General features: G+C 71.3%; 17 protein-coding genes. 5 read left to right on the top strand and 12 right to left on the bottom strand.

Going from position 1 to position 21,307, the window contains the following annotated elements:
• Positions 1 to 55: 55 nt before the first annotated feature.
• The 6 genes from ACGFNP_RS17900 to ACGFNP_RS17875 all read right to left on the bottom strand — a co-directional run bounded on the left by ACGFNP_RS17900 (position 56) and on the right by ACGFNP_RS17875 (position 5,075).
• Entirely contained in the window at positions 56 to 808 is a 753-nt protein-coding gene (locus tag ACGFNP_RS17900) for an isocitrate lyase/phosphoenolpyruvate mutase family protein (RefSeq protein ID WP_393319779.1), read from the bottom strand.
• Complete coding sequence (locus ACGFNP_RS17895) at positions 805 to 1,590, bottom strand: cytochrome P450 (protein WP_393319776.1); 786 nt, start codon at positions 1,588 to 1,590, stop codon at positions 805 to 807. Before ACGFNP_RS17895 ends, ACGFNP_RS17900 begins: the two co-directional genes overlap by 4 nt.
• Positions 1,591 to 1,641: 51 nt before the next feature.
• Positions 1,642 to 2,322: a DUF998 domain-containing protein gene (locus tag ACGFNP_RS17890; protein ID WP_358317438.1), complete on the bottom strand. Its 681-nt coding sequence runs from the start codon at positions 2,320 to 2,322 to the stop codon at positions 1,642 to 1,644.
• A complete protein-coding gene (locus ACGFNP_RS17885; protein WP_393319773.1) occupies positions 2,319 to 3,530 on the bottom strand; it encodes a glycosyltransferase in 1,212 nt (403 codons plus the stop codon). The genes ACGFNP_RS17890 and ACGFNP_RS17885 overlap by 4 nt, the downstream gene beginning before the upstream one ends.
• 87 nt (positions 3,531 to 3,617) lie before the next feature.
• On the bottom strand, positions 3,618 to 4,421 hold the full coding sequence (locus tag ACGFNP_RS17880) for a DMT family transporter (protein WP_358317440.1): 804 nt from the start codon (positions 4,419 to 4,421) through the stop codon (positions 3,618 to 3,620).
• Between the two features lie 36 nt (positions 4,422 to 4,457).
• Positions 4,458 to 5,075, bottom strand: a complete 618-nt coding sequence (locus ACGFNP_RS17875) for a DedA family protein (protein ID WP_393319770.1) — start codon at positions 5,073 to 5,075, stop codon at positions 4,458 to 4,460.
• A gap of 434 nt (positions 5,076 to 5,509) precedes the next feature.
• Between ACGFNP_RS17875 and ACGFNP_RS17870 the strand changes: the two genes are divergently transcribed.
• Positions 5,510 to 6,487 (top strand): hypothetical protein, encoded by a 978-nt coding sequence (locus ACGFNP_RS17870; protein ID WP_358317444.1) that lies wholly within the window; start codon positions 5,510 to 5,512, stop codon positions 6,485 to 6,487.
• Here the strand turns inward: ACGFNP_RS17870 and ACGFNP_RS17865 are convergent.
• The 3 genes from ACGFNP_RS17865 to ACGFNP_RS17855 form a co-directional block, all read right to left on the bottom strand.
• Positions 6,395 to 7,024, bottom strand: a complete 630-nt coding sequence (locus ACGFNP_RS17865) for a VC0807 family protein (RefSeq protein WP_358317446.1) — start codon at positions 7,022 to 7,024, stop codon at positions 6,395 to 6,397. The genes ACGFNP_RS17870 and ACGFNP_RS17865 overlap by 93 nt on opposite strands.
• A 261-nt stretch (positions 7,025 to 7,285) precedes the next feature.
• Positions 7,286 to 7,951, bottom strand: coding sequence for a leucine efflux protein LeuE (gene leuE / locus ACGFNP_RS17860; RefSeq protein WP_358317448.1), 666 nt, complete (start codon positions 7,949 to 7,951; stop codon positions 7,286 to 7,288).
• A gap of 45 nt (positions 7,952 to 7,996) precedes the next feature.
• Positions 7,997 to 9,202, bottom strand: a complete 1,206-nt coding sequence (locus ACGFNP_RS17855; RefSeq protein ID WP_393319767.1) for a serine hydrolase domain-containing protein — start codon at positions 9,200 to 9,202, stop codon at positions 7,997 to 7,999.
• 206 nt (positions 9,203 to 9,408) lie between these two features.
• Between ACGFNP_RS17855 and ACGFNP_RS17850 the strand changes: the two genes are divergently transcribed.
• Together ACGFNP_RS17850 and ACGFNP_RS17845 are read left to right on the top strand one after the other, a co-directional pair.
• The gene (locus ACGFNP_RS17850; protein WP_393319764.1) at positions 9,409 to 10,503 is read left to right on the top strand and encodes a YeiH family protein; all 1,095 of its coding nucleotides are present in this window, start codon (positions 9,409 to 9,411) and stop codon (positions 10,501 to 10,503) included.
• A gap of 88 nt (positions 10,504 to 10,591) precedes the next feature.
• Positions 10,592 to 13,936 (top strand): BTAD domain-containing putative transcriptional regulator, encoded by a 3,345-nt coding sequence (locus ACGFNP_RS17845; RefSeq protein ID WP_393319761.1) that lies wholly within the window; start codon positions 10,592 to 10,594, stop codon positions 13,934 to 13,936.
• On the opposite strand, the gene ACGFNP_RS17840 is transcribed toward ACGFNP_RS17845, so the two are convergent.
• Genes ACGFNP_RS17840 through ACGFNP_RS17830 form a run of 3 tightly spaced genes read right to left on the bottom strand, consistent with a single transcriptional unit; the run spans position 13,909 to position 17,158 of the window.
• Positions 13,909 to 15,492: a CocE/NonD family hydrolase gene (locus ACGFNP_RS17840; protein WP_393319758.1), complete on the bottom strand. Its 1,584-nt coding sequence runs from the start codon at positions 15,490 to 15,492 to the stop codon at positions 13,909 to 13,911. The two genes, ACGFNP_RS17845 and ACGFNP_RS17840, sit on opposite strands and share 28 nt — an antisense overlap.
• Positions 15,489 to 16,250, bottom strand: a complete 762-nt coding sequence (locus ACGFNP_RS17835) for an ABC transporter permease (RefSeq protein WP_393319755.1) — start codon at positions 16,248 to 16,250, stop codon at positions 15,489 to 15,491. The genes ACGFNP_RS17840 and ACGFNP_RS17835 overlap by 4 nt, the downstream gene beginning before the upstream one ends.
• On the bottom strand, positions 16,247 to 17,158 hold the full coding sequence (locus ACGFNP_RS17830; protein WP_393319752.1) for an ATP-binding cassette domain-containing protein: 912 nt from the start codon (positions 17,156 to 17,158) through the stop codon (positions 16,247 to 16,249). The genes ACGFNP_RS17835 and ACGFNP_RS17830 overlap by 4 nt, the downstream gene beginning before the upstream one ends.
• A gap of 192 nt (positions 17,159 to 17,350) precedes the next feature.
• Here ACGFNP_RS17830 and ACGFNP_RS17825 point away from each other — a divergent pair, with 192 nt between their 5' ends.
• Positions 17,351 to 19,183 carry a M14 family zinc carboxypeptidase gene (locus ACGFNP_RS17825; RefSeq protein ID WP_393319749.1) on the top strand — a complete coding sequence of 611 codons (1,833 nt, stop codon included), beginning with the start codon at positions 17,351 to 17,353 and terminating at the stop codon, positions 19,181 to 19,183.
• Positions 19,184 to 19,572: 389 nt separating this feature from the next.
• On the top strand, positions 19,573 to 21,258 hold the full coding sequence (locus ACGFNP_RS17820) for a fibronectin type III domain-containing protein (RefSeq protein ID WP_393319746.1): 1,686 nt from the start codon (positions 19,573 to 19,575) through the stop codon (positions 21,256 to 21,258).
• The last annotated feature ends 49 nt before the right edge of the window (positions 21,259 to 21,307 follow it).

The raw sequence follows: 21,307 nt of genomic DNA, 5'->3' as shown, positions 1-21,307 counted from the left end.
GTGACGGCCTCCGCGTGCGCGGCTTTCGCGGCGCCGACGGCCTCGGCGTGCGCGGCTATCGCGGCTCCGGCAGCATCGCGGCGATCTCCGCGTACGTCGGCGCCGGGGGCGCGGCCTTTCCCTGTACGGCCAGCAGGCTCGACAGCGCCCCGTGCAGCGAGGCCCGGTACAGCAGCGACCCGGTGCTCACCCTGGCGACGCCCGCCTCCGCGAGCTGGGCCAGCGTGGGCCCGTCAGGCAGGTACAGCACGTTGACCGGCAGCGGCGTGCTCGCCACCACCTCGGCGATCTCCCCCAGGTCGCGGAGACCGGGCACGAAGATGCCGTCGGCGTGCCCGTAGGCGCTCACCCGCTCCCGCGTGTCGCCCGTCTTCAGCCAGTGTGTGTCGGTCCTGGCGTTGACGAACACGCCATGGCCCTTGGCCGCCTCGATGATCCGCTGGTGCAGCGCGATCGGCCGCAGCGTGCCGTCGGGCCGGCCGTCTTCCAGGTTGACGCCCGCGACGCCCAGCGACGCCAGCGCCGCGACCAGGTCGGACACCTGCGCAGGGTCGTCGCTGAAACCGCCCTCGATGTCGACGGTGACCAGGACGCCGAGGTCCTTGAGCAGCTCGGCCAGCTCGATCGTCTCCGCCTTGGTGGCGCCCGCGGCGTCCGGCTTGCCGTGTACGGCGGACACGCCGAGGCTGGTGGTGCCGATCGCCGGGAAGCCGTGCGCGGCCAGTACGGCGGCGGACCCGTAGTCCCAGGCGTTGGGCAGCAGCAGCGGGTCGCCCGGCCGGTGCAGGTCACGGAATCGGGTGCTCATCGGGCATCCTCCGGTCGCAGGACCGCTTCCAGCACGCCGGCCGCGAGGGCGAGCGCGTGGGCGGAGGCGGGGCAGGGGCGCACACCCGAGCCGAACGTCAGGTGGGGCGCCGGACCGCGCGAGACGTCGAACCGGTCGGGCTCGGGGAACACGGCCGGGTCGCGGTTGGCGGCCACCAGGTCGATGGTGACCTCGTCGCCCGTCTGACGGTCGAGCCTGCGGCTGGCCTTGAGCGGCGGATCGTGGCGGAGCGTCTCTCGCAGCAGGCCGTCGATGTCATCGCCGGGTTCGGCGTGGGTGAGCGCGTTCGCGATGAGGCCGGCCGTGGCCGCGTGGGCCTGCAGGAGGATGGTGATGCGGGGGATCGGGTCGCCCTCGCCGGCCAGGAGCTCGACCAGGTCGGCCACCGCGGCGTCGGCCTCGGGCCCCTCCTCGCCTGACAGGTAGCCCGCGGCGGCGGCGGTCACCGCCCCCACCAGCCGCTTCTCGTCGGTGATCCCGAGCGCGGCGCCGAGCACCGCCGTCGGGACGTCCGGCCAGTCGCCGCCCCGCTCCAGCGTCGCCGCCGTGGCGGACTGTCGCAGCGCGGCCGGGTCGAGCGCGGCGAGCCGTTCGGTGACCAGGCGGCGCCGCTCCGCGTGGACCTCGCCGGTGCTGAACCGGGACACCTGGGCGCGGAGCCAGGGGAGCGTCCCGGCCGGCGCGTCCTGACGCACCGGAGGCGGCACGTACCTGGTGTCCGACAGCACCGCGACGGCTTCGGCATGGCGTGTGATGAGCATGGACCCACGCTAGGTCCGAATCCCTTCGACGCCGGGCGAAGTGTCGGCGCGTCAGGCCGCCAGGCGTTCGGGGCTCTCGGCTGGAGCGGGCACCACGGGGCGGACCGCGGTCCGCCGTTCGACGACGGTCATGGCCATGCACACGACCAGCGCGATCTCGGCCAGCACCACGCCGCGTTCCAGCAGCCCGTAGTAGGAGGCGCCGCCGATCAGCGGCGAGGTGAAGGAGGCCGGGTGCGCGGCCAGGTAGGCGGCCAGCGCCACGGCCGAGGTCACGCTGAGCGCCCTGACCCGGTTCCACTTCGGCAGGGGCACGCGGCCCCTGGCCAGGATCCAGCCGGCCACGGGCAGGGTGGTGAAGACGACGGCCGAGGACCAGCGGTGGATCTCGCCCGGCAGCGTGCCGATCGCCGCGTTGCCCGGATCGGTGGGGAAGACCGCGCTCAGCATCAGCCCGGCCGCGCCGGCCAGCAGCAGCACCCGGGTGGCCGCGCTGCGGGCGGGCTCGCGGGCCGCCAGGCCGTACGCGAGGGACACGCAGGACCAGGCCAGGGCGAGCATGCCGATCAGTACGGGCATCATTCCGCCGGGGACCAGCGCGTAGTCGCTCAGCAGCGGCTGGCCGGGCAGTGCGATCTGCGCGTAGGCGAGCGCGGCGGCGGCGATCACCGCGCCGGTCACCGCGCTCACCACCGGCGCCACGCCGCGACCGGGGACTTCCATCTGGGTCATCGCGTCACCTCGTCATAGATCTTCTCGAAGCGGGCCAGGGAGGTCTGGTGGTCGTGCGTGAGGGCGAGGTCGCGGCTCGCCTTGCCCAGGCGGGCGCACAGGTCCTCGTCGGTGAGGATGGAGGTCATGTGGCGGGCCAGCGACATGACGTCGCCCGGCTCGAACAGGTAGCCGTTGCCGTTCACCAGGTGCGGCAGCGCCATGGCGTCGGCCGCGACCACGGGCAGCCCGCTGGCCATGGCCTCCAGGGTCGCGATGCTCTGCAGCTCGGCGACGCCCGGCATGGCGAACAGGTCGGCCGCGGCGAACGCCTGCGGCATGTTCTCGTCGGGCACGAAGCCGAGGAAGAACACCCGGTCGCCGACCCCGATGCGGTCGGCCAGCCGCTGCAGTTCCGCCCGCTGGTTGCCCTGCCCGACGAGCGCGATCTGCGCCTCGGTGTCGTTGAGCACGAACGGCAGCGCGCGTACGAGCTCGTCGATGCGCTTCTCCTCGTCCAGGCGGCCGACGAACAGGGCGGTGGGCCGGTCGGGCAGGTCGAACAGCTTGCGGGCCCATGCCTTGGGCTCGGCGTGCGGGTGGAAGCGGGTCAGGTCGATGCCGCAGGACACCGACTCCACCTCGCGGGCGAAGCCTTGGTCGGCCAGCAGTTTGGCGGCCAGCGGGGTGGGCGTGGTGATGTGGTCCGCGCGGTTGAAGACGCGGCTGAAGTCGCGCCAGGCCAGCTGCCCGGCCTTCTGCCTGAGCCGGTCGGGGATGTGGCCGAACTGGAAGAGGTTGTCGGGCATGAAGTGGTTGGTGGCCACGATGGGCACCCGGCGGCGGCGGGCGGCGGCGATGGCGGCCCTGCCGACCACGAAGTGGCCCTGGGTGTGCAGCACGTCGGGTTCGATGGCGGTCAGCAGCCAGTCCAGCCGGGTGGGGACGGTGACCCGCATGCTGGGGTGGACCAGGAGCGGCGCGGAGCGCAGCCGGTGCACCACCACGTCGTCGACCACCTCGGCCGTGGCCGGGCCCTGGTCCGACTGACAGACGACGTGTACCTCGTTGCCGCGCGCGGCAAGACCGGTGGCCAGACGATAGGTGAAGACGGCGGCGCCGTTGACATCGGGCGGGTAGGTGTCGGTGGAGATCAGGATGCGGCGCGGGCGCCTGGGGAGGGGCGCGAGCTCGGTGGGGTCGGGGGCGGTGCGCAGGGGCATGGCCATGACAGGGACTCCAGTCGAAAGTGTGGACGCTGACCGGCTGGGGAGGGCCGGGGCGGGGGTTGAGTAGGGGATCTGGCGGCGGGCAGGTCAGTGGCGCGCCTCCAGCGGGGTGGTGCGGGCCAGCGCGAGGGTGCCCGCCGCGGTCAGCGCCGCCGCCGCGATGGGGACCAGCCCGCTCGGCAGCGGCTCGCCCAGCAGCAGTGCGCCGAAGGCGACCGCGGTGAGCGGGTCCGCGATCTGCAGCGAGGCGAAGGAGACGCCGAAGTGGCCGACGGCGTAGGCCCGCTGGAGCATCATCAGCGCCAGCAGCGCGGGCACCGGCAGCGCCAGCAAGTACCACCAGTTCCAGGAGCCGTCGACCAGCGCCCGCATGAGCGTGGCCGTGGCGCCGTACAGCACGCCCGCACTGGTGGCCAGCAGCGCCGCCCGGCCCGCCGGGGAGGCGATCTTCGAGCCCGCCCAGAGCAGCACCGACGCGACGCCGGCGACCGCCAGCAGCGTCAGCACGCCGTTCGGGCTCAGGTACGTCGGGCCTTCCGACTCGGGCACCAGCAGGACCAGGCCGATCAGCCCGGCCGCCACCAGGCCCGCGGCGGACAGCTCCTTGCGGGTGGGCCTGCGGCCGTGCAGCGCGGCGGCGATCGGCAGCGCGAAGAGCAGGCTGGCCACCCCCATCGGCTGCACCACGGTCAGCGGGCCCAGGCCCAGGGCGACGACGTGCAGGCCGCCGCCGGACAGGATCGACAGGCCGCCGAGCAGCCAGCGCGGCCTCCGCAACAGCGTGAGCAGGGTGGGCTTGGCCGTACCAGCCGCTTCGAACTGCTGAAGCGCGGCGCCGAGCGCGAAGAACAGCGAACCGACCAGGGCGATAACAGCGGCCAGGACAGTCATGCCCACTCCTCTCAAACAGATGGTTACCGGGCGAGGTCAAACAGACGTGTCCACCGAAAGGCGCTCTGGGGAAGCCTGGATGGCGCGTCGCTTCCGCGACCACCGGACGGCCTCGACGACACCGGTGATGGACAGTGCGATGCCCAGACCGAGCAGCAGGCCCTTGATCGGGTCGTTCTCGAACGCCATCCCGCCGAAGAAGCCGATCAGGCCGGAGTACACGGCCCACGAGGAGGCGGCGATCGCGTCGAAGAAGGTGAAGGAACGCAGCGGATGGCGTACGGCGCCCATGGTCAGCGTGGTCGCGGTGCGCCCGCCGGGGATGTAGCGGGCGACCACCAGGACCATCCCGCCGCGCTCGGCCAGCGCGTTCGCGGCCCACACGAACGCCTTGCGGTCGCGCAGCCGGCCGCCGGACTTCTTGCCGATGAGGTAGGAGACGTGGTCACCCGCGAAGGCGCCCAGCGCGGCCACCACGATCACCAGCGCCAGATTCGTCTGCCCGGACGCCGCGAACACCGCGGCGGTGATCACCGAGGTCTCCGCCGGAACGACCGGGAAGAACCCGTCCAGCAGTGCCAGCGCGAACAGCGCCAGGTACAGCCAAGGCGACGACATCATCTGCTGGACCAGGTCCAGAATGGCGTGCGACATTGCGTGTACTCCGATCGTTGGGGCGCCTTCACAGCGTGTCGGTGTGAGGTGCCGTGAGACATCGGGGATCACCCCGGTCGAACGCGGGCCCCACCCCGACAGGGGTCGGGGCCCGCTCCCTTTGAAGCTAGAAACTCCGCAGGCCACGGCACATCGGTCGATCGGCACGCATGACCCCCCACTTTCGTCGGGGGCGCTCAGATGACTTCCGGACGACTCCCTACGATCAAAGCGGGCTGACCCTGCCAGCGCAGGAGTGCGTGTAGGCGGCTTTGGGGTGGGGTTAGCACTACCGGGAGGGTTTGCCTGGCACCACCCTGACTCCGTTGTCAGGGTTGTCCCTTACCTCTGGTCGGCGCGGTTCCCCCGCGCGGGTGAGGCGGATCCCCTCGCGGCGGGAGGGCCGGCGGAGCCGGAAGGCGCACGGTTGGCACATGACTCCGCAGCAGGCCGGAATCGGCCGCATCACGGCGGCGATCGTGGCGATGGCCGCCATGCTCCCGTACCTCACCCTGAAGATCTTCTGGCTGACCGGCCATCCGGTGGGCGTCTCCGACCCGGTGTTCATGAAGGACCCGGCGATGGTCGGGCTGAACGCGATGACGTTCGGCATGGACGCGGTCGCGCTGCTCCTGGCGCTGGCGTTCACCACGCGGCAGGGCATGCGGCTGCCCGCGTGGCTGGTGCTGCTCCCTCTGTGGGTGGGCACCGGCCTGCTGTCCGTGGTGGTCGTCACGGCGCCGGTCGGCGTCCTGCTGGAGGGCGTGTCGGTCTTCTCGACGGACGGGCCCATCGCACCCTGGGTCTATATGACGGTCTACGGGGGGTTCATCGGGCAGGGCGTGGGGCTGATGGTGGCGTTCGTCCTGTACGCCAAGGATCGGTGGCCGGGCGTCTTCTCCGCCACGCTCGGCTCCGGCCAGGCGAGCCCGACCAGGCCGCTCCAGACCGTCGTCGCCCGAGGGGCGCTGCCGGTGTCGGCGGTGCTCGGCGGGATCCGCCTGTACTGGGCAGTCGCCAACCCCTCGCCGGTCCAGGCGCTACAGGACGGCTTCAAGGGCCTGCTCGCGCTCGGGGCGGGGATCGCGCTGGTCCTGCTCGTCAGAGGCCGGGGCGCCGGGCCGTTCTGGCGGCCACTGGTGGTCGGCTGGCTCGGCACGGGCGTGATGTTCGGCTGGGGGCTCTACGCGATGATCCTCACGGTGGCCGGCGGGCCGCTCGGCGCGCGGATGACCGGCGTGGTGGGGCTGGTGGAGCTGTTCGGCACGCTGACCGGGCTGGTGATGGCGATGTGCGGGGCGTTCCTGCTCGCCGAGCGGTCAGGTGTGGGCCACGTGCAGGCGGCGCAGCACCCGCTTGAAGGCGAAGATCGAGAAGACGATCGCGAGACCGCTGATCACGGCCACCGCTGACGTGCGGAGCAGCATGAACGCGCTGAGTGACTCGTGCAGCGCGAGCCAGATGCTCACCGTGGAGTTGGCCATCAGCACGAACGCCCACAGCAGCGTGATCCTGGCGAAGAACCTGCGGACCCGCTCGTGCTTGAGCACCGCCGACGGCAGGTGGATGTAGTCGAGCGTGAGCTTCTGCACGAGCGGCTTGTTCAGCCGCACCGAGGCCAGGAAGGCCATGCTGATGCAGAGCGTGCCCAGCTCCGGCTGGATGAAGTAGACGACCCAGCTCCCGGTCCAGAAGCCCACGGCGGCCCGGGCGGTGATCGCGATCGCGGCCAGGATCATCGTGGCGGGCACCCGGATGCCCCTGATCAGCCGCCAGGCGACCCCGAGGTAGACCCAGGACACGGCCGCGGCCAGTGCCCCGTTGAGCCCCAGCACGGCCAGGGCGGCGTAGAAGACGGCGAGCGGTGCGACCACGCCTTCGAGCAGCCGGGGAACCGCCTGACGCATCAGCGCTGTCAGGCGCGGCAGGGTTACGGGAACGTGGTTCAAGGCTGCTCCGCAGATTGGCCGACGATCAGCGAACTACCCGGGCTTCGGGAGACCAGGCTTCCTGGATGGGCCAGTCGAGGTTACGACTTGGTTACTCCAGGCTTGCCGGTGGCTTACCGTACCCGATGGCGTGGTATGCCACTGCCTCTTTTGACACGTTCCATGGATTTGTGCCGGTCCGAGTAGCTGCGACGCGGGTGGCGCGTCGCCGCCACTCGTCACTCAACCAAAGGGTGCTTGCGCCTCACCGTCGAGGTGGTTTCAGCTCAGCGACGTGGTGGCCAACTTGGCGCCGAAGCCCAGGAACAGAGCGCCGACGCCCGAGGTCAGGCCGGCGCTGAGCTTCCTGCGGGCGCGGAACTGGGCGGCCAGGAAGGTGCCACCGAAAATGAGCCCGGTGAGGTAGAGCAGGCTGAAGATCTGGATGATCGTGCCCAGGATGAGGAACGACAGGACGGGCGTGCCGTACCCCGGATCCACGAACTGGAGGAAGAACGAGACGAAGAACAGAATCGCCTTGGGATTGAGCAGGCTGATCGTCAGAGCCTTGCGGAACGGGTTCGGCGGGCGGCCCGGGATCGCGGCCTCGGCGGCGGCGACGGGCTCGGCGATGTCGGGCCGGGAGCGCCAGGCTCGCCAGGCGCCGCGCAGCATCTGGAAGCCGATCCAGGCCAGGTAGCCGGCGCCCGCGTACTTGACGATGGTGAACAGCAGCGGGCTGGAGCGCAGCAGCGACGCCGCGCCCGCGGCTGTGAGCGCCATCAGGACCGTGTCGCCGACGAAGACGCCCGCCGCGGCCCGGTAGCCGTGCCGCACCCCGTGCTGGGCCGCCGAACTCAGGACGTACAGGGAGTTGGGGCCCGGCAACAGGATGATGAGGAAAGCGCCGATGACGTAGGTCGGCAGATCCGTGATACCGAAGAACATGCGGCTGGCTCCTGAAGCGTGATGACATATCACGGTACCGCGTGATTAATCCCTTGGCGCGTACCAAATCCCGCCATGGGCTTGCCGGTAGCCGAGCGACAGATAGGTGGCATCCGTAAGGGCCTGGCCGCGTGGGTTGACGCCGAGTCCGATGCCCTGCTTGCTCATCGTGTAGCCGAAGGCCAGCCGGGCGGCCGGGTCGCAGAAGCCGAGTGAGCCGCCCATGCCCGCGTGCCCGAACGCGGTCGCGGACAGCAGCGCGCCCTCGCTGTCGGCGGGCGGCAGGTACCGGTTGTCGGCCGCCTTCATGAAGCCGGTCGAGAACCTGGTCGGCACGGCCAGCACCGCGTCGGTCCCCGCCGAGGCGGTCAGCCCCATGACGGCCACCTGCTCCTCGGTCACCAGCTCGCCGCCCCCGAGGGAGAGCGGCCGGTACATGCCGGCCAGGCCCCTGGCGTTGGTCACCGCGCCGACGGCGCCGAACTCCGCCGCGTGCGCCTCGCGGCTGTCCGACTCGCCGAGCGTCGTCATGTAGCCGCCCTGGTTGGCCAGCAGCAGCGCCGGAATGGAGCCGGGGTCGGTGAACGCCTTGACGTAGAACGTGGGCGGGTCCGTCGGCGGATCGGCGGGGATCGTGGGCGCGACCCGGCCTTCGTGCTCCTCGGGCAGGCCCAGCCAGAAGTCCAGGCCGAGCGGCTCGGCCACCTCCTCGCGGAAGAACGTGCCGAGCGAGCGCCCGCTCACCCTGCGGACGACCTCGCCGACCAGGTAGCCGAACGTCAGCGCGTGATAGCCGTGCCTGGTGCCCGGCTCCCAGAACGGCTGCTCGCCGGCCAGCCGGTCGGCCATCAGTTTCCAGTCGTAGAACGCGCCGTCCGGCAGCGGCTCGCGCAGCGCCGGAAGCCCCGCCTGGTGCGAGAGCAGGTGCCTGACCAGCGTCGGACCCTTGCCGTGCGCGCCGTACTCGGGCCAGTAGCGGATGACGGGGGCGTCGAGATCCAGCTCGCCGCGCGCGCTCAGCATGTGCGCGCAGAGCGCCGTGGCGCCCTTCGTACATGACCAGACATGGCCGATCGTGTCGTGCAGCCAGGGGACGCCGGGAGCGGCCTCGCCGCCCCAGAGATCGACGACGACCTCGCCGTCGAGAACCACGCACACCGACGCGCCGACCTCGCCGCGCAGCGCGAGGTTGCGGTCGAACTCCTCCGCGACCAGCGAGAACCGGGGGTCGCACGTCCCTTGTACGGTCATTGCCCGAATCCATCATGAATGGCGGACGGTGTAAACCGCTCCTGGGATCGTCGGAAAATTCGACAAGACCACTTTACCTGAATTCCATGTAGGTTTAGTGTGAAACCCATGCGGTCGATCAACGAGGACTGGGCGGCGACCATCGTCGGCCTGGCGCTGGTCGTGCTCGTCATCACAGGCGTGATCCCAGCCGGGCTGGTGCCGTGATGAGCGCCGAAGCAACCGAAGGCCGGACGACCACCGGCCTGGACGTCGCCGGAGGAGTGCTGGCGGTGCTGGTGCTCGGCGCCGCCACCAGATTCCTGGAGCAGAGCGTGCCCGCGGCCACGAAGGGCGGGCCGTTCGAGCAACTGGGCGCGGCCATCGAGTATCCCGTGTACGCCATCGCCCTCGGCCTGATCGGCAATGCCGTGCTGACCGCCGCCGGGCTGCGGGAACGGCTCTCCGGTGGCTTCAGGACCGAGTTCTTCATCAAGACGGGCCTGGTGCTGCTCGGAGCGTCGATCAATCTCAAGGTGATCGTCACCGCCGCGGGCCCGGCCATCGCCCAGGCGGTCGTGCTGATCAGCTGCGTCTTCCTGTTCACCTGGTGGCTCGGCGGGCGGCTCGGGCTGGACGACAAGCTGCGGGCGCTCCTGGCGTCCGCCGTGTCGATCTGCGGCGTCAGCGCGGCCATCGCCGCCGCCGGGGCCGTACAGGCCAAGAAGGAGCAGCTCGCCTACAGCGCGAGCCTGGTGATCGCGTTCGCGCTGCCGTCCATCTTCGTGCTGCCCTGGCTGGCCGGGGCGCTGGGGCTGAGCCCCGAGGTGGCGGGCGCGTGGATCGGCGGCAACATCGACACCACGGCGGCCGTGACGGCGGCGGGCGCGATCGTCGGCGAGCAGGCGCTCCAGGTCGCCACCATCGTCAAGGTCACGCAGAACGCCCTCATGGGCGTCGTCGCCGTGGCGCTGACCGCCTACTTCGCGTTCAAGATCGAGCGTCGCCCCGACGCGCCCCGGCCGCGTTTGGCCGACCTGTGGCATCGCTTTCCGAAGTTCGTGCTCGGTTTCGTGGCCGCCTCGGTGATCGCCACCTGGTATCTGGGGGTGGGCGGCGACAAGGCCGCCATCGGGGTGGTGAACGACCTCCGAGTGTGGTTCCTGATCCTGGCGTTCGTCAGCATCGGGCTGGAGTTCCGCGTCTCCTCGCTGAGGGAGGCGGGCTGGCGTCCGGTCGGCGTCTTCGCCGCCGCGACGGCGGTGAACCTGCTGCTGGCGCTGGGGCTGGCCGCGCTGTTGTTCGGCGGGTTCGCCGTTTGAGAGTGGGTACGGCTCGCGCGGCTAGGGGTGGTCGCGTGAGCCGTCCCGCTTGAGCGCTCACCCTGCGGGACGCGGCAGGATGGGTCTCGTGCGGATTTCCATCCTTGGGACGCTGGAAGTGGCGACGGCCGACGCGGAGCCGGTCGTGGTCGGTGGGTTCCGGGTGCGGGCGCTCCTGGCGGTCCTCGCCCTGGAAGCCGGCCGGACCGTCACGTCGGAGCGGCTCATCGACGCGCTGTGGCCGGACGAGCCGCCGGTCAACGCCGCCAACGCGCTGCAGACGCTGGTCAGGCGGTTGCGTGTGGCGCTCCGGCCGTACGAGATCGTGCAAAGCCGGCCGGGCGGCTACCTGCTGGCCATCAACCCCGCCCAGGTCGACGCACTGCACTTCCGCACCCTGACCCGAGCCGCGCACTCACCCCAGGACGCGGGCCCTTCCCAGGCGCTGGGCTCTCCCCACCACGCGCGCTTTCCCCAGGATGCGCGTGCTTCGCGGGACGCGGGCTCCCTCGGACCTCCGCGGTCTTCCCCGGAGGCGGGCTCTCCCCGGGAGGCGAGCGCGGCCTGGGAGGCGGGCGCGAGCGGGACGGCGGCGCTCGATGAGGCGCTCGCGCTCTGGCGTGGGGCGGCGCTCGCCGACCTTGGCGGCGTGCCGTACCTGGCGAATGTGGCGGCGGGGCTGGAGGAGGATCGGCTGGCCGCCGTCGAGGCTCGCGCTGAGGCGCGGTTGGCGGCGGGGGAGCCCGCCGATCTGGCCGCGGAGGTGAGCGCCCACCCTCTCCGGGAGCGGCTGTGCGCGCTGGAGATGCGCGGGCTCGCCGCCACCGGGCGGCAGGCCCACGCGCTGGCCCTGTTCGAGCGCACCCGCGGGACGCTCGCCGACGAACTCGGCGTCGACCCGGGGCCCGAGCTGCGCGCCGCGCACCTGGCCGTCCTGTCAGGCGACGTTCCCGTTCGGCAGGCCGCCCCCAAGCGGCGCGACCTCCCCAAGGGCAACGTCCGAGTCCCTCTGACCACGTTCATCGGCCGAGAGGACGAGCTGGACCTGCTGACCGCCGTCCTCGGCCACGCCCGGATGGTCACGATCGTCGGCCCGGGCGGCGCGGGCAAGACCAGGCTGGCCGGCGAGGCGGCTCTGCGCATGGGCGCGCGGTTCGACGGCACGTGGATGGTCGAGCTGGCCCCCGTCACCGACCCGGCCGCCGTTCCCGGCGCGGTGCTCGACGCCCTCGGCCTGCGCGACGACCGTCCCGGCTACTCACGCAAGGATCCCGTCCCCGGCACCCCTCACCAAGGGCCCGGACCGCTTCAGCAGGTGGTCGAGGCCCTGGGCGAGCGCCGGGTGCTGATCGTGCTGGACAACTGCGAGCACCTCGTCGACGCCGCCGCGCGCCTGGCCGACGACCTGCTCACCGGCTGCCCGGGCGTGCATGTGCTGGCCACCAGCCGCGAGCCGCTCGGTGTGCCGGGAGAGCGGCTGGTGCCCATCCCGCCGCTGGAGCCGCCCCCGACGGGGGTGGGCGCGGCGCGGGCGGCCGAATACCCGTCGGTGCGGCTGCTGCTCGACCGCGCCACCGCGGCCCGGCCCGCGTTCGCCCTCGACGAGGAGAACGTCGCCGCCGTGGTGGCCCTGTGCCGCAGGCTGGACGGAATGCCACTGGCCATCGAGCTGGCCGCGGCCCGGCTGCGGACGATGACGCCGCGGCAGCTCGCCGACCGCATCGACGATCGTTTCAGGCTGCTGACGGGCGGCAGCCGTACGGCGTTGCCCCGCCAGCAGACGCTCAGAGCGGTCGTCGAGTGGAGCTGGGACCTGCTCGACGAGCCCGAACGCGAGCTGGCCCGCAGGTTCGCGATCTTCGCGGGCGGTGCCACGCTCGAGTCCGTCGAGGCCGTGTGCGGCGGCACCGCCGACGTGCTGGGCGCGCTGGCCGACAAGTCGCTGGTCCAGGTGTCGCCGGAAGGCCGCTATTCGATGCTGGAGACGATCCGCGCGTACGCCTCCGACCGGCTGGCCGAGGCGGGGGAGGGGGACACGTACCGGCGGCGCCATGTCGTACACCTGCTCGATCTCGCCGAACGGGCGGTTCCCGAGTTGCGGACCGGCGCGCAGATCGAGTGGATCGAGCGGCTCTCGGCCGAGCGCGACGACTACGCGGTGGCGCTGCGCTGGGCGCTCGACCAGCGCGACGTGGAGCTGGCGCTGCGGCTCTGCGCGGCACTCAACTGGTACTGGTGGATGTGCGGCTACCGGCGCGACGGCGCGACGTGGGCGCGGCAGGTGCTCGACCTGGCGGGCGACAGCCCGCCGGAAGGCCTGGTGCGGGTGTACACGGCCTGCCTGTTCGCGGACGGGGTGGACCGGTTCGCCGCGATCGTCAGTGATCGGCCGGCGATGGAGGCGCTGTCGGCGCACATGGACGAGCTGATCGAGGCGGCGGAACGGGAAGGCCCCACCCACCCGCTGCTGCTGATCGCCCGGGCCGTCATGGCGGGCGCGAGCGGGCGGGACGAGCACGCCGCCGCGCTGCTCGACCGGTACGCCGCGAGCGACGATCTCTGGCTGGCCAGCTCGGCCAAGATGATGGGCGGCCCGCACCGGTCCGAGAAGGCGCTCGAACAGGCGGTGGCCGGTTTCCGGAAGCTGGGTGAACGGTGGGGGCTGAGCGAGGCGCTGCTGAACCTCGCCGCGCTGCGCGCCGAGCGCGGCGAGCGCGCGGACGAGCTGATCGCCGAGACCGTCTCGCTCACCAGTGAGTGGGTGAGCCCGGAGGAGACGATCTCGACGCTGACGCGGTTGGCGACGCTCCGCGCGCAGAGCGGCGACCTCGACGGAGCCGCCGCCGACCTGGCCAAGGCCCGCCTCGGGACCGCCGGCCGAGCCGCCGCCGGAATCACTGACCCGGCCAGGGCCCGGCGCGGCGTGGATGAGGAGATCTCGGCGTTCACCCTCATCCAGCTCGGCCTGGGGGAGGCGGCGCTGGCCTACCGGCTCGGTGACATCGAGGAGAGCCTGGCCGCCTATCGCGGTCTGTTCGGGCTGCTGACCGAGGCCCCGGCGATCCCGCAGCTCGCGGTCGCGGTCCGGACCGGCTACGGCAGGGCGCTGGCGGCCGGCGGTGACCCCGAGGCCGGGCTCGAACAGCACCGCCTGGCGCTCGGCCTGCTGGGGGCCACGCCCGATCTGCCGTACCTGTCGGTGGTGCTGGCCGGTTGCGCGCTGGCCGAGCTGGCGGGCGGTGCCCCGGAACGCGCGGCGGTCCTGTTCGGCGCGTCGGCCGCGGTCGAGCCGCCTGACATCGCGGCCGACACCGTCGCGGGGACGGTGTCGGCCAGGGCCGCGCTCGGCGACTCACGCTATGACGGCCTGCACGGCAAGGGCGCCGCCATGACCAGGCAGGAGGTCTACGAGATGATCGGCAGCATCACGTAGGACGGGTCGTGGATCGTGGTCGTGCCCTTCTCGGGGTTCCTGCCGAACCTGGGGAAGTTCGAGCCCGCCACGTCGATCCTGATCCGGTGCCCCGGGCGGAAGAGGTTCGAGATCGCGCCCAGCTCGACCTTGACCTCGCGCACCTCGCCCGGCACCAGGTCCATCACCCTGGTGATGGCGTCGGTCAGCAGCTCGGCGCGGCCGTCGGGGTGCACGTCGATCAGCTTGGCGGCGACGTCCGTGCCGGTCGCGGTGGACGACACGAGCACGACCAGCTCGACCGCCCCCGTCACCTCCAGCGCGCCGTCGAGCGGCTCGCTCTGGTAACGCAGCACGTCGTCACGCTCGTCCAGCGGGCGCTGGTCGAGCGGCCCGAACGCGTCGAACATCATCACCGCGCCGCCCACCGTGGGCACCGGGTGGTCGGGGTCGCAGACGAACTCCCCGCCCCCGCCGCCCGCCGGGATGGTGCCGAGCGTGCCGTCCGGGCCGAGGTGGAAGGCCGCGCGCCGGGCGGCGGGCGGCGGCCAGTCCGCCGCGGTGCGCCACTCGTCGGCGCCCATCAGGAAGTACGTCACCCTGGCCCGTTCGGGCGCCGGCTCGCCGCGCAGCCACTGGCCGAACCAGTCCAGGTGCAGGTCGGTCCAGTCGATCGCGTCCTGGCTCGCCTGCTCCCCGAAGTCCCGCCCGCCCACGTCGCCGTCCTGCGTGTAGTGCGCCCACGGGCCCACGACGAGCCGGGATCCGCCGCGCAGGTGCTGGTAGTGGCCGAGGGAGGCGTCGCGGAAGTAGTCGTACCAGCCGGTGCCCACCAGCGCCGGCACCTCGATCTCGTCGTAGCGGACGACGCCGTCCCGCCACAGCTCCGCGGCCGGGTCGGGGTGGTCCATCCAGCCGGCGTAGAAGGGCACGAGGTCGGCCAGGAGCGGCTGGTCGCTGAGCGGCAGTCGCTCGGCCAGCTCCTGCATGGTCTCGGCGAACCGGTCGGGGAAGCCCAGCGCCGCCAGATAGGCGTTCTTGCCGGATTCCTGCGCCGTACCCCGTTTGATGCGGCGGTCCAGCTCGTTGACCGCGAGCACGAACGCGCTGACGGTCAGCACGATGTTGAGGTTGGGCACGCCCGAGCTGTACACCACCTCGTGCAGTCCGGCGGGCGCCACGTGCGGCGCGATGGCCCGCAGGCCCTCCGGGCGCTCCTGCGCGGCCAGGAGCTGGGTGATGCCCAGGTATGAGTCGCCGAACATACCGACGTTCCCGTCCGACCAGGACCGCGTGGCCGCCCACCGCACCGCGTCGTAGCCGTCGGTGGCCTCCCCGGCGATGAACCGGAACGCGCCGTCCGAGTCGCCGGTCCCGCGTACGTCCTGGACGACGACCGCGTATCCGGCGGCCACCAGCCGGGGCAGGTCCAGGTGCAGTCCGGGCCCCTGCCCGGCCCTGCCGTACGGCGTGCGGGACAGCAGCACCGGAAAGCGACCGGGCCCGGCGGGCCGCCAGAGCGTGGCGACGAGCGTGACGCCGTCGCGGGTGGTCATGGTCTCGGTGGACGTGATCATCGAACTCTCCTGTTGTAGGCCCGCAGCGCGAGCGGGGTGAAGACGGCGAGCAGGGCGGTGGTCCAGCCGAACGTGATCCACAGGTCCGCGCCCCGCAGTCCGCCGACCAAGAGGCCGCGGATCGCCCCCGCCAGGTGCGAGACCGGGTTGACGCCCATCCACCAGGTCAGCCAGCCGGGCAGGTCCGTCGCGGGGATGAAGGCGCTGCTGCCCAGCGTCAGCGGGAGCAGCACGGCCGTCGAGATGCCCTGCATGGACGTGACGGACTTGGCGATGAGGCCGATCCAGGCCGATCCCCAGCTCAGCGCCATCGCGAACAGCAGCACCAGGCCGACCCCGGCCAGCGTGCTCAGCGGATCGGTGCGCACGCGGAACCCCACGGCGTACCCCACGATCAGCGACATGGCGATCGTGACCAGCAGCGTCAGCAGGTCCGCCAGCACCCGCCCGGCCAGGGGCGCGGATCTGGCGATCGGCATCGTCCTGAACCGGTCGAAGACCCCGTTGCCGATGTCGGTGGCCAGGTTCATGCCGGTGCCGATCGTCGCCATCAACGCCACCTGGACGAGCACGCCGGGCAGCATGTACAGCACCGCGCCGTCCCGGTCACCGCCCGCCGCCCCGCCGAACAGATAGACGAAGACAACGATCATGAAAACCGGTTGCAGCAGCATGCCGATGAGCTGGCCGGGGCTGTTCTTCAACGGGATCAGGCTGCGCCAGGCAAGTGTCAGGCTTTGAGAGATAGCAGTGGTCATTTCTCGGCTCCGGTCAAGGTACGGAAGACGTCGTCCAGCGAGGGCAGCCGCAGGGCGTGCTCGGCGAGCACGATGCCCGCGTCGTCGAGCTCTCTCAGCAGAGCGGGCGGCATCGACAGGTCATGGATGGGGATGCTCAACAGACCGCCCTCGGCCCGGGTACGCAGGATCGACTCGGCCTTCTCCACATCGGCGGCCAGCAGCGGCCTGACATCGAGCCGATGCCCGCCGGCCAGGGACTTCAGCTCACCGGGGCTCCCGCTCGCCGCCGTCCGGCCGGCGTCTATCACCAGCAGGTCGTCGGCGAGCTGGTCGGCCTCCTCCAGGTACTGGGTGGTCAGCAGCACGGTCACCCCGTCGGCCACCAGCTCCCTGACCGCGTCCCACAGCTCGCCGCGGGCGTGCGGGTCCAGGCCGGTGGTCGGCTCGTCGAGGAAGAGGATCCGCGGCCTGCTCACCAGGCTCACGGCCAGGTCGAGACGGCGGCGCATGCCACCCGAGTAGCCGCCGGCCAGGCGGTCGGCGGCGTCCGTCAGCCCGAATCGGGACAGCAGCGCCGTGGCCCTGGCCCGCGCCTCGGACCGGCTCAGGCCGAGCAGCCGGCCCATCAGCACCAGGTTCTGGGTGCCGGTCAGTTTCTCGTCCACCGAGGCGTACTGGCCGGTCAGGCCGATCAGCTCGCGCACCTTCCCGGCCTGGCGGGTCACGTCGAACCCGCCCACGAGGGCCCGGCCCGCGTCGGGGGCCACCAGCGTGGCCAGGATCCGTACCGCGGTGGTCTTGCCCGCCCCATTGGGGCCCAGCACGCCCAGCACGGTCCCGGTTCTCACCCGCAGGTCGATCCCGTCGAGCGCGGCCGTTTCGCCGTACCTCTTGACGAGCCCTTCGGCTTCGATCGCATAACTCATGCCGCTCAGCGTGTCTAGAAGCCCTGGTAACGGCCTGGCAGTAACCTGTCACCTACCTGTCAGGCTCTGGCACCGGCAGGAAACGGGCCCACTGGACGGCCGGAAAGTTGGGCCTTTGCCAACTACCACAACGTCCTCACCCTCAGTTCAGGCGCGTGTCAACAACTAGCCCACGCGCTCGAGGAGGACGAGGTGAAACGCCGATTTGTCATCCTGCTAGCCGTCCTTGGCCTGGTCTGCCTGACCGGCATGACCGGAGCCGGGGCCGCCGCCGAACCGCCGCCGAACCGGCAGTATCGCGTGGAGGGACCGGCGAACGCCCAGCAACGCAGCGCCGTCGCGGCGACCGGCGCCGCGATCGACGAGGTGACCAAGGACTCGGTCCTGATCACCGCCACGGCGGCCGAGGTGGACGCGATCAGGAGCCTCGGCTACCGGGTGGCGGAGGTGTCGCGCCCGTTATCCCCGTCCGACGAGGCCGGGACCTTCGACTTCCCGTCCGCGGACTCCGGCTACCACAACTACGCGGAGATGAACACCGACATCAACGCGCTCGTCGCCGCCCACCCCAGCATCGCGACCGTGTCCAATTACGGCACGTCGTACCAGGGCAGGGCGCTGCGCGTGGTCAAGATCAGTGACAACGTCGCGACCGACGAGGCCGAGCCGGAGGTGCTCTTCACCGCGCACCAGCACGCCCGCGAGCACCTCACGGTGGAGATGGCGCTCTACCTGATGCACCTGCTGGTGGACAACTACGGCACCGACACCCGGATCACGAACCTGGTGAACTCCAGGGAGATCTGGATCATGCCGGACCTGAACCCGGACGGCGGAGAGTACGACATCGCCACCGGCAGCTACCGCTCCTGGCGCAAGAACCGCCAGCCGAACAGCGGCTCCTCGGCCGTCGGGACCGACCTGAACCGCAACTGGGCCTACAACTTCGGCTGCTGCGGCGGCTCCTCCGGTTCGGCCTCCAGCGAGACCTACCGAGGCGCGTCGGCCGAGTCGGCACCCGAGGTCAGGAGCACGGCCAACTTCGTCCGCGGCCGGGTTGTCGGCGGTGTCCAGCAGATCAAGTCGAACATCGACTTCCACACCTACTCCGAGCTCGTCCTGTGGCCCTTCGGCTACACCTTCAACGACACGGGCCCTGGCATGACCCAGGACGACCATGACGCCTTCGCCGCGCTCGGCCGCAACATGGCCGGCACCAACAGCTACACCCCCGAGCAGGCCAGCGACCTCTACATCACCGACGGCACCATCGACGACTGGCTGTGGGGCGTCTACAAGATCTTCAGCTTCACCTTCGAGATGTACCCCAGGGGCTCCAGCCCCGGCTTCTACCCGCCGGACGAGCAGATCGTGCCGCAGACCACCCGCAACAGGGAGGCGGTGCTCCGCTTCCTGGAGTACTCCGACTGCGTCTACCGGATCATCGGCAAGCAGGCCCAGTACTGCGGCACCGGCACCCCGCCCGTGACCGTCTACTCCGACACCTTCGAGACCGACACCGGCTGGGCCGCCAACCCGAGCACCGCCGACACGGCCGGCACCGGCGCGTGGGAGCGCGGTGACCCGGAGGCCACCACCTCCTCCGGGACCAAGCAGCTCGGCACCACGGTCAGCGGCACCAACGGCCTGGTCACGGGCCGTCTGGCGGGCACCACCGCCGGTGACTTCGACATAGACGGCGGCGTCACCTCGATCCAGTCGCCGCCCATCACGCTGCCGTCCACCGGCACGCTCAGCCTCTCGCTGTCGTGGTACCTGGCGCACGGCTCGAACGCCTCCAGCGCCGACTACTTCCGGGTCAGGGTGGTCGGCAACACTACGACGACCGTCTTCCAGCAGGCCGGCGCGGCGTCCAACCGTAACGGCTCCTGGGCGACGGCCACGGCCGACCTGAGCGCGTACGCGGGGCAGACGGTCCGCATCCTCATCGAGGCCGCCGACGCCGCCGGCGCGTCCCTCGTCGAAGCAGGCGTCGACGACGTCCGCATCACCCAGCAGAACTGATTTTCCGGGGTCATTTCGGCGGAGCGCCACGTTTCGGCGCTCCGCCGTTTTGGGTCTTGTAAGACCTTGGTGTCAAGGCTACGATCGCGACAACTCTTAGGAAACTTTCCTAAAAGAAATCTTGAATCAGGAAGCCATGTCGCGGTCGCCGCCCCCTCGTCCGCTCAGGGCCCGGCATCTCCGACGCGTTCCGGGCCGTGGGAACGAGCGTTCGGCGTGGCCGTTCCCCACCCATCCTGACTGACCGAGCAAACCCCTGCTGCCATCCCCCAGTGGCCCGTCACACCTCGCGGGCCGGTGCCGTACGGCTTGCGCTCTCACCCCCCGGCGCAAGCCGTACGGCACGACACAAGGACATGACCCGTCAAGCCGCACCACCAGGGAATGCCATGAGATTTCGCCGCATGTTCCTCGCCTTACTCGCCGCTCTGGCCATGATGGGCACCGGGCTCACCACGGCCATGCCCAGCGCCTATGGGGCGGTGGCCTTCGCCTACCCCGCGTGGACGGCATGGACGGCCTACACCGTGGGCACCCGCGTCACCTACAACGGCGTCGACTACGAGTGCATCCAGGCCCACACCTCCCAGCCCGACTGGACGCCGCCGGCGGTGCCCGCCCTGTGGAAGCCCGTCTCCGGCGGCGGCACCGACACCACCGCGCCCTCGGTGCCCGGCAACCTCCGCTCGACCGGCGCCACCTCCAGCAGCGTCTCGCTGGCCTGGAACGCCTCCACTGACAACGTGGGCGTCACCGGCTACAACGTCTACCGCGGTTCCACACTGGTGACGACGGCCACCGGCACCACGTACACCGACGGCGGGCTCGCGGCCTCGACCAGCTACACCTACACGGTCCGCGCCCGTGACGCCGCCGGGAACCTCTCGGCCGTCAGCAACTCCGTCACCGCGACCACCTCGGCCGGCACCGGCGCCCCCGGCCAGCCGGGCTCGCCGAGCGTCAGCGGGTCCACCAGCAGCTCGCTCTCCCTGTCGTGGGGCGCGTCGTCGGGCACGGTCACCGGCTACCGCGTGTACGAGGGCAGCACGGTCAGGGCCACGGTCTCCGGGACGTCGGCCACCATCGGCTCCCTGGGCGCCTGCACCTCGCACACCTACACCGTCAGGGCGTACAACTCGGTAGGCGAGTCGGCCTCCAGCGCCGCGGTCACCGGCACGACCACCGGCTGCACCACCGGCTCGAAGCTGCCCGGCGCGCCGTACCTCTACATGGGCTGGGGCGACCCGCCCGCGCCCGCCACGGTGATGAGCGCGACCGGCGTCAAGTCGTTCACGATGGCGTTCATCCTGTCCAGCGGCGGCTGCAACGCGGCCTGGGACGGTAGCCGTCCCCTGACCGGCGGCGCCGACGCGCAGGCCATCTCGGCCATCAAGTCGGCCGGCGGCAGCGTGCAGGTCTCGTTCGGCGGCTGGTCGGGCAACAAGCTCGGCCCCAACTGCTCGACGCCCGCCGCGTTCGCCGGCGCGGTGCAGACGGTCATCAACGCCGTCGGCCCCGCCGCGGTCGACTTCGACATCGAGAACACCGACGAGTTCGAGAGCGAAGCCGTCCAGGACCGCATCCTGAACGGCCTCAAGATCGTCAAGCAGAACAACCCCAACGTCAAGGTCGTCGTCACCTTCGGCACCTCGACCACCGGCCCCACCTACTGGGGCACCCGCCTGATCAACCGCTCGAAGGAGCTCGCGGTCCCGATCGACAACTACACGATCATGCCGTTCGACTTCGGCGGCGGCTCGAACATGTACCAGAGCACGGTCAACGCCTCCGAGGGGCTGAAGAACACCCTCAAGACGGCCTTCGGCTGGTCTGACGCCCAGGCGTACGCGCACATGGGCATCTCGGGCATGAACGGCCTGTCCGACCAGCAGGAACTCACCTCCACGGCCACATGGACCCAGATCCGTGACTACGCCAGGAACAACGGGCTGACCAGGCTCGCCTACTGGGCCGTCAACCGCGACCGGCCATGCCCGGGTGGCGGGGTCGTGTCGAACTGCAGCGGAATCGCCCAGTCGAACTGGGACTTCACCAGGATCACGGCCGGCTTCTGACCGAGCCCGGCTCGCCGCCCCCGTCGCACCGGCACCTCGCCGCCGGTGC

Origin of the sequence: Nonomuraea sp. NPDC049269, assembly GCF_043197155.1 — a bacterium.
GTDB lineage: Bacteria > Actinomycetota > Actinomycetes > Streptosporangiales > Streptosporangiaceae > Nonomuraea.
Note: the sequence above shows the minus strand (reverse complement) of the source record. Positions and strands in the feature narration are given on the sequence as shown.

Bases quoted from the DNA above. Each gene is read 5' to 3' on its own strand.
- ACGFNP_RS17880 (WP_358317440.1), bottom strand. From the start codon at position 4,421: ATGACTGTCCTGGCCGCTGTTATCGCCCTGGTCGGTTCGCTGTTCTTC.
- ACGFNP_RS17870 (WP_358317444.1), top strand. From the start codon at position 5,510: ATGACTCCGCAGCAGGCCGGAATCGGCCGCATCACGGCGGCGATCGTG.
- ACGFNP_RS17890 (WP_358317438.1), bottom strand. From the start codon at position 2,322: ATGACCCAGATGGAAGTCCCCGGTCGCGGCGTGGCGCCGGTGGTGAGC.
- ACGFNP_RS17900 (WP_393319779.1), bottom strand. From the start codon at position 808: ATGAGCACCCGATTCCGTGACCTGCACCGGCCGGGCGACCCGCTGCTG.
- ACGFNP_RS17875 (WP_393319770.1), bottom strand. From the start codon at position 5,075: ATGTCGCACGCCATTCTGGACCTGGTCCAGCAGATGATGTCGTCGCCT.
- ACGFNP_RS17885 (WP_393319773.1), bottom strand. From the start codon at position 3,530: ATGGCCATGCCCCTGCGCACCGCCCCCGACCCCACCGAGCTCGCGCCC.
- ACGFNP_RS17840 (WP_393319758.1), bottom strand. From the start codon at position 15,492: ATGATCACGTCCACCGAGACCATGACCACCCGCGACGGCGTCACGCTC.
- ACGFNP_RS17835 (WP_393319755.1), bottom strand. From the start codon at position 16,250: ATGACCACTGCTATCTCTCAAAGCCTGACACTTGCCTGGCGCAGCCTG.
- leuE (WP_358317448.1), bottom strand. From the start codon at position 7,951: ATGTTCTTCGGTATCACGGATCTGCCGACCTACGTCATCGGCGCTTTC.
- ACGFNP_RS17850 (WP_393319764.1), top strand. From the start codon at position 9,409: ATGAGCGCCGAAGCAACCGAAGGCCGGACGACCACCGGCCTGGACGTC.
- ACGFNP_RS17820 (WP_393319746.1), top strand. From the start codon at position 19,573: ATGAGATTTCGCCGCATGTTCCTCGCCTTACTCGCCGCTCTGGCCATG.
- ACGFNP_RS17830 (WP_393319752.1), bottom strand. From the start codon at position 17,158: ATGAGTTATGCGATCGAAGCCGAAGGGCTCGTCAAGAGGTACGGCGAA.
- ACGFNP_RS17855 (WP_393319767.1), bottom strand. From the start codon at position 9,202: ATGACCGTACAAGGGACGTGCGACCCCCGGTTCTCGCTGGTCGCGGAG.
- ACGFNP_RS17895 (WP_393319776.1), bottom strand. From the start codon at position 1,590: ATGCTCATCACACGCCATGCCGAAGCCGTCGCGGTGCTGTCGGACACC.